The sequence below is a fragment of the Desulfuromonadaceae bacterium genome, from assembly GCA_019429445.1.
GTDB lineage: Bacteria > Desulfobacterota > Desulfuromonadia > Desulfuromonadales > JAHYIW01 > JAHYIW01.
Genome location: JAHYIW010000021.1, coordinates 14,740 through 29,620, shown reverse-complemented (window position 1 = coordinate 29,620; position 14,881 = coordinate 14,740). Strand labels below are relative to the sequence as shown.

The window sequence follows — 14,881 nt, the reverse complement described above, 5'->3', positions numbered from 1 at the left end:
AAAATGATCGAGACAAAACTATGCAATCGACTGAAAACAAAATACTTTCTCGTGCTGTCTTCCGTGATGATGTCTTTGGCAGCGATAGCGTCAAGATCAATGTTGAGCAGATTTTTAAAAGCTTGTCCCCTGTAGGGTCGAATCAGCCAAACTGACTGAAATGATAAAATAAAGTGTAATTATCAAGCGGTTGGGCCACTATCGGTCCAGCCTTTTTTTTTCAAAACGGGGGCGGCTTACATGCGTGGCAGGTACAGCTTGCCGAACAACATCTCCACGGTCAGCACCAGAGCGGGAACGGCTTTGAAGCTGCTACTGCGTTCACACAGGACCTGCGCCTTGATCTCTCCAAAAATCCATCCTTGATGCAGGTTGTGACGATAACGGATGTCGGCGAAATAGGCATCATCTTGCAGGTGTGGCGCAGTCGTTAACGTTGTGCCGATATCGGTCGCGACAACATCATTGGGGGTCAGAATGTAGGAGCAGAAAATCGACTGATTCAACTGCACATTTTTTTTGAATCCCTGCTGCCAGAGGGCACCGGTAGTAAAACGCAGCAGCGTGCGGGTTGAGAGCGCCGCATCAAAATCGATGGTGGCGCGATTTTCCCAGCCGCGTGAATCGTACCAGGCTGGTACCAGCGTGGCGCGCAACAGCCATGACTCACCCAGCGGCTGAAGCCGACGGATGCGCAACTTGAGGTGCGGATCGATTGGTGTACGGAGCCGGAGCCCGGGTTGCAGACGCACATCCCAGCGGCGTTTCTCCTGCACAACAATCTGCAAGGCGACAACCGGTTCAGTGGTGTCGAGCTGGTTGGAAAAACGTTCGCCGCTGCTGATCTTTTCGTCGTCCGGGGGAAGATCATCACTGGCAATAATCAGATGCAATTTTTTGTTGAGGTTGGTCAGGTCGGCACGCAGGTGAAACGTCTCCCCAAACAGGCGCTCGCCACCCTTGCTGTAAATCGCGGAGCCGTTAATGCGGGCGTAGGTGCCGCTGGTCTCGGTGAAGATGCGGTTGTCACCAAAAAAAAAGTCGATATTATCCGCCACATTTTCGATCGACCGCGAGAGATACCCGTGGGTCAGATCAAGGTAATACATCCATGGCAGACGGGGGGTGGCTTCCGGCAGGAGCGTTGTCGTCGGTACGGCCACCGCTGCGGCAGCCCCCGGCACGTTATCCTCCCCGAAGGAGGGCGTGGTCAGGAACAACGTGGTAAGCAACAATAGTCCGAGTCGTGACAGGTTGTGGCCGCTGCTGGCAGCTGGCTGGATCCGGTTTCCCATCAGTCACCTGCAAATGAATTGCTGCAACGGACCAGGCGGAGAATGCTGATCAGGATAAAAGGGCTTTGTTTCCTCAACAATACCCGGTTCTGATCAGCTTGTCATCTTTCCCCCGGCCAGGGGAGCAAAGAGCATCGCTCGGTGTGCCGACGATCAACCAGTTCTTGCTACCTGGGTCACTGGTGCCCCAGCCAGGCGATTGCATCTTTGACCGAGTGCTGGTCAAACTTTATGCGGAAGGTGACGAACGGCCCTTGCGCCGTGTATCCCGTTTTGGAGAAGTCCGGGTCTTCAAAACCACGCACGTTGTAGCCAGCGCTGATCCAGGTGTTGGTCATCACACTGAAACCGATCGAGGCTCCCAGACCGTATTCGATTTGACCGCTGTTCCAGCCGTGCAGTTTTGAACCGTGGAGACCGATGTCCCAGCGTTTGGTGAGGTCAAAACGCCCTTCCACGCCGATCAGATCGGTGAACCCGTGATAATCCCTGAAATCGATGGTCTCCTCAACATATTTGACGCCGTAGCGCAGCGCCAGCTGGGTGCGCCGGTTAGGTTTGACGTTGAGATGCAGGTTGTTGATTGCGCGCCGATTGGTCAGGGTGAAATTGCCGTCGTTCTGTCGCTCGGCCACCAGATCGAGTCGATCGAGAATAATCCAGCGGCTGAAGGTCGGACGCCAGGCGAGACCGAAGCGGGTTTCAAGCGCTGCATTCGTTGCACCGGTCGTGCTGTCCGTGTGGTGATAGCGGAAGCGATTGGAGAGGGCGATGCCGCTGCGCGGTTCCACCACCAGCCCGCTGGATATCGACCACTTGTCGTCAACGTCCGAGGTACGCCATTCGCTGCGGCCAGTCCAGGAGAAATGTTCCAGCTGGTATGCCAGGCCAAACGTCAGCGCGGTAAAATCAGTGCCAGTTCCGGACGCCGGGGGGGCGTTGATATTCACCGATTGACTGCCGGGATCACGGATGGTTTTGCTGTGATCGACCGATCCATCGAGCCTCCAGCGTTCAGTCAGTTGCAGCCGCTGCGCCAGCCCCAGCGTACTGAAGACCCGGCGGCCATTTTCGTTGTTTTCCTGATTGACGCCACTTTTGATTTCGCCATTGGTCCACGGTCTGGCGCTCAACCCCAGATGCGTTCCCTGCGTCTGTTCGTCGGCCCCCCGGGTGAATTCCTGGGTGGCGTTCAGATCGACATCCTTGGTCAGATGATAATCCGCCCCCAGGGTTGTCCGCGTCGGATAGTCGGCACTCGCGTCATTGCCGCCCAGCGACTGGTCGTGGTTAACGCGCAGATTCAAATCGTTCCCCAGCGTCGTAAGGCCCGCGCCAAATGTTCCCTGGAGGGAGCGGTTGGCGGTGCCGTCGGCGAACTCGTCGCGTGCTTCGCGCAGCCCGGTACTCAGCGTGTAATTGTCCTGATGATAGCGCGTCTCCGCTTCAATCACCTGACGGGTCGCGGCTGTGGCGTGGTTCTCCTGGTGGAATGCTTGCCCGCTGAGGTCAAAGTTATCCGTCACCTTCACCACCACATCACCCCCCAGCTTGCGCATGCCGTCCTCGCTGCCATTTTGCTGGCCGAGTCCGAAGCCGGTCTCCTGATCGCGCAGGTAGAGGGTTGATTGAAGTGCGGCAGATTCCTGTTGCAGTTCAATCAGATGCGCCGAGCCACTTTCCTTCGTACCGGCAACGCTGGTGTCCGTCCGCGCGCTTTCCGCCTTGAGACGCATGGTGTCGGTGAGCTGCACCGCAACATCGGTGCCGATCAGTTCCCCGTCACCGAGGCCCTGTTTCTCGCGGATATAGCTGGCGCCAACCTCGATCCGCTTATCCAGCAGCTTGACTGCCCCGCGCCCTCCGTAGTTGAGATATTCCTGGCCGTTGCCGCGCGCTTCATATGCAACGACAATAAAGATCGGATTTAAATCGCTGTCTTTACTCAGGATCGGCTCCTTAAAGAACAGCGTGCCGTCATCGTAGTCAATTTCATAGTCGCTATGGCGGTGCAGTTCGCGTTTGCTGAGAACCTGTTCACTGCGGAAGCGGTCGCGAACTTCAATCGATATTTTTTCCGAGTTTACCACCAGATCGGTGCGTGATACGCGATAGAGGCCCGAGGTGCCGTCGCCGCGTATTTCATCGCGGACAAAGACTTGGCCGGTGTCGCTGGCGAAGACGTTCAGCTGGGCATTGTCGGTGTTCCACTCGGCTTTCAGTCCAGTTAACGAACGGCTATAGCGTGACAGTTCCGTGGTCGTCAGTCCGGTGCTGTAATCACCGAAGAGCGCGTAGAACTGATTACGTTCAATCTTCAGATAAAGTTTTTCACTGCTGGCGGCTTCGTACCCCTGGGTGGTGGCGTCGCCGTAGAGAGTGTAGTAACTGTCGGGATCAATGGTCTGTTCAAGTTCCCGGTCTTTGCGATCCGGTTTTTCGCTGTCGTAAGCCATTGTCAACAACCATGAACCTTTGATGCTGCCCTTGGCGAAGAAGGCAAGACGGTTGTTTTCATAAAGCTTGTCATCAATTCCGGCTGCCGCAGCTGATTCGATGTGGTCATTGACCAGATTGTAGCCGACAGTGCCTTCCGCGAGGCCGACCAGAATCCAGTCGCGCATGGCGGGTTGCAGCCAGGCAGTGACCGGCTCGTTATTTTCTATGAAGGGAAAGGCAATCTCAACCGTTCCTGACTGGCTGGTCGGCACCAGCGTAATGCGCGTAATACCGTTTTCTTCCACCTGAAAACGAAATTTTTCCCCCGTGCTGAGGAGGGAGCGATCCTCGGCGTGAATTTCTGCGGCATGATAAGGCGGATTGACGCGGAACTCACCGACGTTACCGGTGCGCGCCGGGTGTCCTTCGCGGTCGAGCAGTTTAACGGCGAGGACCGGGGGCGTTTTTCCGTCGGCAATCAGGGCCGATTCTTGTGGCAACAAGACCGCTTTCACTGGAGGCAAAGAGTGGTGAATGATGCGTTCTTCGCTGTACACAATGGCGCCGGATGAATCGCTGACTTCGATGCGCAGACGGTTGTCCCCGTCAATAATGTCAACGCCGTTCCAGCGACTGACGGCAACGGTTTTGGCAAGGTTGCGTCTGGTGCCATCAAAGTTGAGCGGATCGACCGGCTTGCCGTTGAGGATAAATGTAACCCGCTGCTGCGGATCGTGCTTGACGGCCGCTTTGATCGAAGGAATTGCCGGGTAGAACGTGCTCTGTGGCCAGAGCCATTCGATCCCCGCTGTCGCGGTGGCCAGCCACTCCGAGTCATAAGCAGGCATTTTAGTGGATTGATCGGTCGTCTTTTGCGGCGGCAGTTCCACATCTTCGCCCGGTCGCATCCCGCGCGTTGCCACCGTTTCCGGAGCACTTTTCTCCTTGATCAGTTCAACACTGGTGTTGATGTTGATGCGATACCCTTCAATCCTGATTTCGACCCGCCGGTTCCTGGCGCGCCCGGCAGCTGTGGCGTTATTGGCAATCTGCATGGTGTCGCCCATGCCGACTGACACGATCTGCGTCGGAGTGAGACGCAGTTGTTCGCTCAGGTAGCGTGCTACATTGTTGGCCCGGGCGTCGGACAGCGCAAAATTGTCCGGGAAAATATGCCTGCTGCGTGGGGCAATAGCCAGATTGTCGGTATGGCCGATGGCATAGAGTTTCTCGATCTGATAGCCCCGCAGTCGTTCGACCAGATTATCGAGTTCCGCCCGATCCGCCGCACTCAGTTCAGCGACAAAGATCGGGAACTGCGGGCGCACCACAAAAGTCGGCAGCGCTTCGCGATTTTGGGTGCGGTTGATCAGCAACAGGTTATCAACCATCGGCGTGCGCTGGTTTTCCTGCTCCGGGGTGTTGAAGGTCAGCAGCGCCCGGGTGGTCAGATCATTTTCAGCGGTATCCAGCAGTCTGGCACGTAACGTCAGTGTCTCACTCCACCCGGCGGCACGATCACCAAGGCGATACGTCAACGAAGAGCCAACAATCGCCGGATCGTCGATTGGCGCCGTTCCCAGGTGGCTGCTCCCCGGAACATATGCCAGCCCTGCGGGGAGAAGCGCGGTCAAGCGCAGATTGGTGAGGGGAACGCTGGCGATGGCCAGTGGCAGTTCAAAAGTGACAAAATCCTCTTCAAGAATACTGCTCAGTGCGATCGTCGCTTCACCGCGAATGCGCGGCTTCAGCCCAACGTGGAAGTTGGCGCGCCACAGGGTCCCCCCTTGCAGGTCGATAAATTGCGAATAGGCGCGCCCCGCAAAACGGCTGTTTTCGTCACAGGCCAGGACCTCGTAGGTCGGGGGCAGGGAATCGAGATCAAGTTGCACCACATGAACCCCCGGCTCAATCCCTTCAAAATGATATTTCCCTTCGTCGTCAGTCAGAACGTAGGAGCCGTCTTCCAGATAGATGCGCACTCCTGCCAGACCTTCAAGGGCGGTTTCATCGTCGCTACAGGCACCGGATAGCACTCTGCCAACCAGGAACGATTTGGAGCGGAGCAGATCCTCGCGCACCGTGACTGCGGCGGTCGCTGCATTGGACGTGACACCCTTGTCCCCTGTGGCACTGACCTGATTGACAGCTGCGCCAGGTTTGACATTGACCCCCACTGCGGCAACGTAACGCAGGGTCACCTTGGTCGCGGCGGCCAGCGTGCCGATATTCCAGCTCAGGGTGCGGCCATCGGTGGCGATCGTCGGGTCCGTTGCCGCTGTCCCGTCAATTATTGTTGACCCCTGCTGATAACGGAACCCGACCGGCAGCCGGTCGGTGATGACCATACCGGTCGCGGCAATCAGTGGGTCCTTGTTTTCCACTTCAACGCGATAGGGGATGAAATCACCGCTTGCCACCGTCGATTTTCCCGCACTTTTTTGCAGCCACAGCCCTACGCTGACCGGATCGGCCGGAATATCGATATGCAACGCCGGCCCCGGATTAACAACAAACACTTCTCCACGTGATCCGGGAGTGACGGCAAAAGGCGCGCCGGGCAAAGATTGAAGCTGTGCGGTAGCGGTTGTTGACGGGACTGCGTAGCCGGCCGGTGGGGTAACAATAAAACGGTATGATCCCGGCGTTAAAAAAGGATAACGGTAACCGCCCGGCGGGAAGGTGTATGCCCTGCCACTGGAATCGGTGGTGCCACTGCCGGTAATCAGGGTTGAGGGATAACTGCTGATGCCATCGTCGCCGAAGATCGTTGCCGGCAGGCCGGTGCCGGTGTCAATGATCGTGATCGTCGCGCCATTCACCGGCAGACCGGTGTTACTGTCAAAGACAATCCCGTAGGGATCGACCAGCGCCGCTGTCGCCGAGGTGTCGCTGACATCGTTTTCGTCGCGGTAGGTCACGGTCAGCGAATCTCCGCTGACGGTTGACAAACTCCCGTTATTGGGAACACTGCTGGTGATATCGGTGGTTGCCAGCCAGGCAACAAAGACACCGGTGTCCGGTCCGGTTTCGTAGAGGCGCAAGACCTCCTGATCCCCGGTAAGCTGCGTGGTCAGGGTGACTACCACCGTATCGATCAGGGTGGTATCAATATTCTGGTCGAGATCGGTCAGGCGGATAAAGATCGGTTCGCCCAGATGAAAGACGTTCGCTGTGGTCAGCGGGGTTGGGGTCAGAATCGAGATCGGTGTTGCCGAGCCAAACGGGGTCGGTGCCGGCAGCGGAGTGAACGGCCCGGCAAGATCCCCCGAGCTGCTCAAATCCGTACCGTTGATCTGTACCCGTTCTGTAGCGTCCGTCGGATTTGCAACATACTGCAAAAACTCGATGGTTGATGGTGTCGGTGTTGGCAATGTGGTGACACTGGCCTGATTTGAATTAATTGTAATGCTGCCGTTAAAGGTTGCGGTTGCAACGTTGCTGATATGCGTTCCAGTCGGGGTGGCGGCCCATAATGCAACAGGGAGGAGACAGAAGAACAGCCCGAGTTGCAGGGTACGGCGCCACAAAAAAGAATCTCTGGTAACAGACAGAACCACACGCGTTAACAGGGTGAAAAATAACCCGACGACGCCGGACAACAGACCACCCGTCCCCCCGGCAAAGGTGCCGGGGAGCTGGGTAAAGCGTCTGATTGTGCGGGTCGTCAGGTTCATGGGGACATTCAGTGTTAAAGGTTAAAGATCAAGGAATTTTTACCTTGAAGGTGACGCTTGCGTTGGCACCCCCGGCAATGTCAGCGACAGTGATCTTGATCGCGGTGACATCCGTGTCAACTCCATTGGCGTCGGCGCCAGGGGTCTCAGTCCAGGTTGGTGCAGATGGATTGAAGGGCGTCTGATTACTGTAGGCGTAAACTGTGCCGCCTGTGGGCCCAGAACTGACGTAGAAGCTGGTGCCAGAGGGGATCTGATCGACAAGGACTATGCCGGTTGCCGTCTCTGTCCCGGAGTTGGCGATATTGACGGTATAAGTCATGACCGCACCCGGGATGGCATAAGTGTCGGAAGGTAATAAGTTGCCGGTATCGAACACTGCAACGGATTTGGAGACAGTGAGGCTCGCCGTGCTGACGACAAAAGCGGTACGGACACTGTGCTGGGCATCCGGCACTCCGGCACCGCCCGTGTCATCGCTGCCATCACCATCGACGAAGACGGTCTCTGCGGCGCCATCAATGGTGTTGCCGTTTGCGTCGTTGGTCAATGCGTCACCCAGAGTGTCTGCACCGTTGTTTAAGCGAGCGGTTGCACGCAAAGCATAAACCGCGAGATCGTTCTGGACGACAGTGTTTGCTACGGTAATGACCATGTAAACCGTCTGTGGTGTATCCGGGGCGACGGCATTCAGGTGGGTAACCTGCGTGTCATCTCCTGAATTGAATCCCACATTCGCTGTTTCAAGATAAAAGCTGATGGTGGCTGCATCGATAGTGTCTGACAGCAAACCGCCAAATGGATTGGGGACACCATCCAGGTCGATGAGGGTCAGGTCGATATCCTGCGTGTCGTTGCCGGTATTGGTGATGGTGAAGGTCGCGGCTGCGGTCCCTCCGGGGGTGATGGTCACTGCCGGTCCGACGGTTGAAACCGTCAGGTCAACCTTGCGGTCCACCGTAAAGAGGGTGGCAGCATCACCGGTTGCAACCCCTCCGATGTATTCTACGGAGGAGGCCTGGGGCTGATCGACCCCGCCGACCTTGTAATCCAGTGTTGCCTGGTTACTGACGGTGGTTCCCGCAGCGGTTCCGGCCGCCAGGGCCGAACCGGTCACAAAGAGCAGTCCGATCACTGCTAATGTGAGATAGATAAACATTTTTTTCATGATGCTTCTCCTTGCTTGTGAGTGAGAATGATGTTCTCGTCTGTTCGTTAACATAGATTCTGTTTCCTTTTCTGATTACTGGAGGCGCGCCCAGAAGCCGACTTCTCCTGACGCACCGGGTTTGAGTCCGTTTTTAACGATCCACCGAATGTGGGTGTATTCTTCGAGGCGGGCCGGGCGGTCTTTGCCGTCCTCGTCCTTTATGGTTACTTCTCCGTCGGGGGCGAAGGTGTTGCCGCCATCCGCCGAAAAAAGGATGTCTGTTCCGTCGCCGAAAGCACTGTCACCGATGTAGCTGGTGTGCTCGGGGATCGGGTTGTTGATGACGATATCGTCCGCCGGCGCTGCGCCGACGTTGCGATAGGTGTTGGTGTACACCACCGATTCGCCCGGCACGACCTTGGCGGCGGGTTCGATCACGGCGACCGTTTCGCCCTTTTCGTTGGTGGTGACCACCACCTTTTCGACCCGCGAGAGCAGCTCGATAGAATCTGCCGCCCACAGCAAGACCGGGCTGAGCAAGATGAAACAGAGGGTGAGGGTTTGAACCATTCTGGCGATCAACATAGCGTTTCCTTTCTGTCCTGCTGATTAGTTAATCGTGACGGCAAAGGTAATCGTTTTGGTTCCGGCGGGCATGTCGCCCAGACGCACGGTGAGCAGATTCACCGGCGTGCCGGTGGCTTCACCCGCGTCATCCGCGGCGCTATCCGACAGCGCTGTCCCCTCAAGGGTCAACGTGCCGGGTTGGTAGGTGGTGTTGTCCGGAATCGGATCGGTGATGGTCAGGCCGGTGGCTGTTCCGGTGCCGGTCGCGGTGACGACCAGTGAATAGGTGACCGTTGCGCCGGGCATCGGGACGGTTCCGCCGAAGGGGTCGGCCACCACCAAAGTTTTGTCGATTGCAACGCTGACCGCACTGACAACGTAGTCGACCGATATGATGACCGGAAAGGCGTTGCCGAGGATCGCATCGATGGCGCCACCGTCACCACCATCGACAATGACCGTCCCCGCCGCACCGCTGCCGGTGGCACTGGCAACGGCAAGAGTTGTCGTGCCGATATCACCGTCCACCAGCAAGGTGGTGCCATCGCTGCGCAGGGTCGGAATATTGTTGACGATAAAGAGCGTCGCTGTGGCATCGGGGGCCAACGTGAGCGCATCAACCACGGGATCCGTTACGGCATCGTCGTAGCTGCCGTTGCCGTTGCCATCCTGATAAATATTGACCAGGGTCGGGTCAAACTGTTCGGTGGCGAGGGCGTTGTTCACGCTGAGGTTAAAGGTTTCTGTACCATTACCGGTGTTGGTCAGTAAAAAGGTCAGATACCGATCCGTGGCGCCCGGTGATACGGAAAGGCTGCCACCATCTTGTGACACAACGGTGAGGTCGATCAGTTCGGCAACCGTCACCGTCACCTCGTTACTTTCCCTGGTGAGCGTTGATGCACCGAGCTGATAACTGACTGTCGCCTTGCTTTTGATCTCTGTGCCGGCCACCGTGCCAAGGGCCAAACTGATGGACGGGCACAGGAGTAACGCCAGAACAAGAGTGCCCAAGATGAGTGGGCCTGATCTTCTTAGTCGTTTATTGCCCATGGTTTTTTCCTTTTGGCTGCTTATATGTTCGATCAATAACCGTTACTGAATAAGAACTTTGAACATAACTTTAAAGTTTGGTGAACCGCTGCCGCTGTCGGCATTCATCGTCCCGGCGGGGGTAATGCGGATGCTTTTGACCGCCGGGTCGGTTCCGCTGGCATCGACCGTTGGCGTATAGGTGCAGTCGGTCCCATTACAAAAATCGATATGGTCGGTCGCATCACCCAGGCTGTTATAGGTCACGGTCAGGTTGCTGGTCGGTGTGCCATCAACAAAAGTGACAGGCGGGTCGGTGACCACCAGTGCGGTGTTTGCCGGAATCGGATCGTTGATGATCAGACTGGCCGCGTCGGGGGAGCCGTTACCGGAATTGAAGATCTGAATTTCGTAACGCATGATTGCCCCAGGGATAGAAAACGGATTGGTTGTACCGTTGACGGGGTCTGATTCCGCATATACTGCCTTGAGAACCGTCAAACTCGGCTTGGGTACATGCACTGGAGCGACATCGACACTGGCGGTGTTGTTGGTCGTGTCGTTGTCATTCTGGTCATGAGCGGTGATACTCGCCAGGTTGGTGATGGTGGTGCCACCAGTGCCGTTCAGTGTCGCTGCGGTCAGCACCAGTGATGTGTTGCTCATCGGCCCAAGTGATGGAATCGACCAGATGCCGGTGGTGGTGTTGTAGTTTGCCGCCGGAGTGGCAGAGATAAAGCTGAAACCATTGTTTCCTGCAACCAGGGGGTTGAGCAGGTCGCTGACCTCGATGCCGGTGGCGGTTACCGAGGCGTGCAGATTGTAAAGGGTCAGGGTGAAGTTGACGTTGGCCCCTTCATCGGGAGTGGCGTTATTGACACTTTTGGTCAGGCGCAGATCGATGGTTAACAGACGCGGACTGATCGCAACCGTTTTGCTGTCGTTGGTCGTGTTGACATCGGTCTGGTCGGCGCTGACCTTGCTGGCAGTGTTGGTGATATTCATCCCTTCGCTGCCGGGGACGACGGTGGCGGTCAGGGTCAGGGTTGCGGTGGCATTTTTTGCCAGGGTACCGATGACCCAGTCGCCGGTGGTGCTGTTGTAAGTACCCTGGCTCGGAGTGCTCACCACGCCGGAAAAAACCGGGGAAGGGGTCGCCGAACTGTCGGGCTGTGTCGGCAGAAGATCACGCACGATCAGGTTGGTGGCGGTATCGGGGCCGTAGTTGCCGGCGGTGATGGTAAAGGTTACTGTTTCTCCACTATAGGGAGTCAGGGTGTCGGCAATTTTGTCGATATAAATATCGGCTTGTTGTACCGCAATGCTGGCCGATGCGCGGTCATTGGCGGTGTTCGGATCAAGGAATCCCACCGGTGAAAACACCGCTTCATTGGTGATGACGGTTCCGGCCGTGCCGCTGTCGACGGTGGCGGTCAGGGTCAGGGTCGCGGTCTCCTTCACCTCCGGCGGGCCGACACTGTAGGTCAGATCGATGCCGTCCCAGAGGCCGGTGACTGCGTTGTACTGCCCTGCACTGACGCTATGGCTGCTGTAGCTCAGGCCGGTCGGCAGCAGGTCGGTCAGGGAGAGGCCGGTGACATTGTTGCTGCCGTTGTTAGTGAGGGTGACAGTAAAGGTGACACTGTCGCCGACATTGGGGGTGGGGTTGTCGACATTTTTAGCCACGGAAATGTCGGACGCGCCGACATAAAGAAGCTGGGTGGCACTATTGTTGCCACCGTTGGGGTCGGCCTGGTCAGCGACCGTGATCGTCGCCTGGTTGGTCCGGGTAGAACCGACGGGAGCAGTTATGGCTGAAGTCAGTACCAACGTGGCAACGGCATCGACAGCGAGCGCGGAAACCGTCCATTCACATTTGTTGGTGACAAAGGTTCCGACTGACGGTGTTCCTGAGGCGCAGGAGAAGCCGTCCGGAACGGTGTCTTTAACTTTAATGTTGGTCGCAGGGTTTGGCCCGTAATTGGTCAGGGTGAGCAGGAACTGGGTGGTCGAAGGACTCGCCGGATAGTTGGTGTAGCCGGTGTTCATCGTCTTGGTGATGCCCAGATCCGTGCCACTGACGCTGACCACCGTAGAAGAAACGTCGTTGGTAGCGTTGCTATCTTCGGGGGTGCTGGCATTGAGCGCGGCGGTGTTAAAGAAAGTTTTGGGATCCTGTTGAGAGAGATTGACCTTGGCGGTAATGGTCAGTGTGGCGGTGCCTGCGACGGGCAGGGAAATGCCACTCCACAGATGGGTTACTTGATCATCGTAGCTCCCCTGATCTGCACTGGACGAAACAAAAGTAACCTGACCGGGCAATAAATCGTAAATGCTGATGTCAGATGCTGCGGTGGTGCCGACGTTGGTGACGATGATGGTAAAAGTGACATTTGTGTTATCACTGGGGGTGGGGTTGTCAACTGTTTTGACAATGCTCAAATCAGCGGCTTTAACCGCGACGGCGGCAGCGGCACTGTGGTTTCCGGTGTTGATGTCAACTTCGTTGTAGGCGCTGATGGTTGCCGTATTGGTCAGGGTAAGTCCGGCGGTGCCGCTGTCGACTGTGGCGGTTAAATCAAGGGTCTGGCTTTCACCGGGTGCGAGGCTAAGCCCGCTCCATATACCGCTGTTGTAGGTCCCTTCACTGGGCGTGGCTGACACATAGGTTAAACCGGTGGAGAGAAGATCGCTGACCTCGACCCCGGTGGCCTCGGTAGATGACGTTAAATTGTTGCTGACGGTAATGGTAAAAACGACGCTGTCGCCGACATTCGGGGTCGCCGGGCTGGGTGAAGTCACGACCTTGGTTACTGACAGATCGATGCCGCCGACCACCAGCGTAACACTGGCAACGTCATCGCCAGGATGCGGATCTTTTTGATCGACCGCCGTTATCGCAGCCGTGTTGGTTACGGTGGTGCCGCTGCTCGCTGCGGCCAGCTTTGCGTCAAATTCCAGTGTGGCAACATTGCCGGGACCGGGATAGGCGACGGTGCCGACGTTCCAGACAAAGGTGCCATCGCCGTAGCTGGTTGTGCCCTGGGTGACACTGATATTGCTCAATGAAGCCCAGGTGGCGGTGGGCAGAATATCGGTGACTACCACGTTGGTGGCCGGATAGGTGCCGTTGTTGGTGACGGTGATAACGAAATGGACCGTGCTGCCAACCGCCGGGGTGATATTGTCGACTGTCTTGGTAATGCTCAGGTCGGCGCCGGTGACCGAAATGTCGGCGAAATCAGAATCGTTGGCATTGTTGGGATCTGGCTGAGATGCGGCCGAGCGCGTAGCGATATTGCGGATGGTGGTCTGCGCGGTGCCGCTGTTGACGGTGGCGGTAATGGTCAACTCTTTAAAAGCGTCCTTGGTCAGACTCCCGGCGGACCACAGGCCGGTGTCGAAGTTATAACTGGTACCCGTCGGGGCGCTGTGGGAGACGTAGGTGACGCCGCTCGGCAGCAGATCGCTGATTTGGATGCCACTGGCATTGCTTGGACCGTTATTGGTGGCGCGGATGGTATAGGTGATCGTTTCCCCCTCGTTGGGCGTCTCATGATCGACACTTTTTGTCACGGCAATGTCCGCCGCTGGCAAGACCTGGGCGGTGTCGGTACGTGGCTGGTTTTGCAACGGGACAGGGGTGGTCGCGTCGGCCCCATCGATGTAGGTGACGGTAACGATTTCAATCGGAGTTGTTTGCAATATTCCGTCATCCGCTGTCGGTGAGCCGTCCGATGTTGTCAACGGTCCGGTGAAGATCCCCGTATCGAGGCCGGTTTCAGTCAGTGTCACTGATTGAGAATCACCACTCGGTGCTGTGACCGACACGGTGACCGTCTGGATTGAAGTGACCGCAGAGTTGAGGTCGGCGTCAATCACTTGAAGATAAACGGTGGCGCCGGCATAAAACTCGGTCAGGTCTGTTGTGCCGCTGCTGTCGGTGACAAAATGAACACTGCCGGTGGTGGGTTGCGTGCCACTGGGCAGCACAAAATTGGATCCACTGTCGTAAAGATCCGACCCGGCAGCCAAATCAGTGGCAAGGGTTTGAGCAGAAGTGGAACCGCCGACAAAGTAGCTGATAATCGACGAGTCCGTGAGGCCCATGCTGCTTTTAAAGACGCTAAAAGGAATGGCGTAATCGAGAAAATAATCCGCGTTGTTACCGAATGTCGTGGTCGCGACCTCTACCCGGAAGTTGTTGCCGTAGGTGAGGGTCTCCTGCCAGCGGATGATTTCGGGGCGGTCCGAGGGGTCTCCGAGTGTTCCCTGTACGGTGTTTTGGGCCAGGTACATGGTGTCAGATATGCCGTCGAGCATGATCATGAATTCGTAATCGTCGAAGTTCTGGTTCAAATCGAGCAGAAAACCCCAACCGAACTGCTTTAGTGATGTGGCATTTGCCATGGGATCGGCGTCGAGACGAATACGGAAGTGCATATAATTGCCATCGTTGAAGAGATACGCGGCAGAATTGGTCGCATCGCCGACGATGTCGAGGCTGCTCGGATTGGCATCATTGTCGTCGCTGAGCATCTCGGTTCCGCGATAGATCGGAATCCAGTCGCTGTCCGCTGGCCAGGCATGCACATGCGTCGCCGCAATCAGCAGCAATGCGGCTGAAAAAAGGAGCAGCGTAAAGAGCCGCTGGCTGCATCGCGCCGCAATTTTCTTTATGCCGTGTTGTTTGTCATGCCCAAATGAAGTCATGTTTTGTG

6 protein-coding genes are annotated in these 14,881 nt (G+C 56.7%); all 6 read right to left on the bottom strand.

Annotation, left to right across the window (positions count from 1 at the left end; all coding sequences use genetic code 11):
- Window positions 1-236: 236 nt before the first annotated feature.
- Window positions 237-1,295 (bottom strand): hypothetical protein, encoded by a 1,059-nt coding sequence (locus K0A93_09705; GenBank protein ID MBW6512367.1) that lies wholly within the window; start codon window positions 1,293-1,295, stop codon window positions 237-239.
- 176 nt (window positions 1,296-1,471) lie between these two features.
- A complete protein-coding gene (locus K0A93_09700) occupies window positions 1,472-7,411 on the bottom strand; it encodes an OmpA family protein (protein MBW6512366.1) in 5,940 nt (1,979 codons plus the stop codon).
- Window positions 7,412-7,439: 28 nt separating this feature from the next.
- Window positions 7,440-8,579 carry a DUF11 domain-containing protein gene (locus K0A93_09695; GenBank protein MBW6512365.1) on the bottom strand — a complete coding sequence of 380 codons (1,140 nt, stop codon included), beginning with the start codon at window positions 8,577-8,579 and terminating at the stop codon, window positions 7,440-7,442.
- A 75-nt stretch (window positions 8,580-8,654) separates the two neighbouring features.
- Window positions 8,655-9,146, bottom strand: a complete 492-nt coding sequence (locus tag K0A93_09690) for a hypothetical protein (GenBank protein ID MBW6512364.1) — start codon at window positions 9,144-9,146, stop codon at window positions 8,655-8,657.
- Between the two features lie 24 nt (window positions 9,147-9,170).
- Entirely contained in the window at window positions 9,171-10,142 is a 972-nt protein-coding gene (locus K0A93_09685; protein MBW6512363.1) for a DUF11 domain-containing protein, read from the bottom strand.
- Between the two features lie 81 nt (window positions 10,143-10,223).
- The gene (locus tag K0A93_09680; protein ID MBW6512362.1) at window positions 10,224-14,873 is read right to left on the bottom strand and encodes a DUF11 domain-containing protein; all 4,650 of its coding nucleotides are present in this window, start codon (window positions 14,871-14,873) and stop codon (window positions 10,224-10,226) included.
- Window positions 14,874-14,881: the final 8 nt, after the last annotated feature.

Excerpts from the sequence above, each read along its gene's own strand:
- K0A93_09705 (MBW6512367.1), bottom strand. The coding sequence starts at position 1,295 with ATGGGAAACCGGATCCAGCCAGCTGCCAGCAGCGGCCACAACCTGTCA.
- K0A93_09680 (MBW6512362.1), bottom strand. The coding sequence starts at position 14,873 with ATGACTTCATTTGGGCATGACAAACAACACGGCATAAAGAAAATTGCG.
- K0A93_09695 (MBW6512365.1), bottom strand. The coding sequence starts at position 8,579 with ATGAAAAAAATGTTTATCTATCTCACATTAGCAGTGATCGGACTGCTC.
- K0A93_09690 (MBW6512364.1), bottom strand. The coding sequence starts at position 9,146 with ATGTTGATCGCCAGAATGGTTCAAACCCTCACCCTCTGTTTCATCTTG.
- K0A93_09700 (MBW6512366.1), bottom strand. The coding sequence starts at position 7,411 with ATGAACCTGACGACCCGCACAATCAGACGCTTTACCCAGCTCCCCGGC.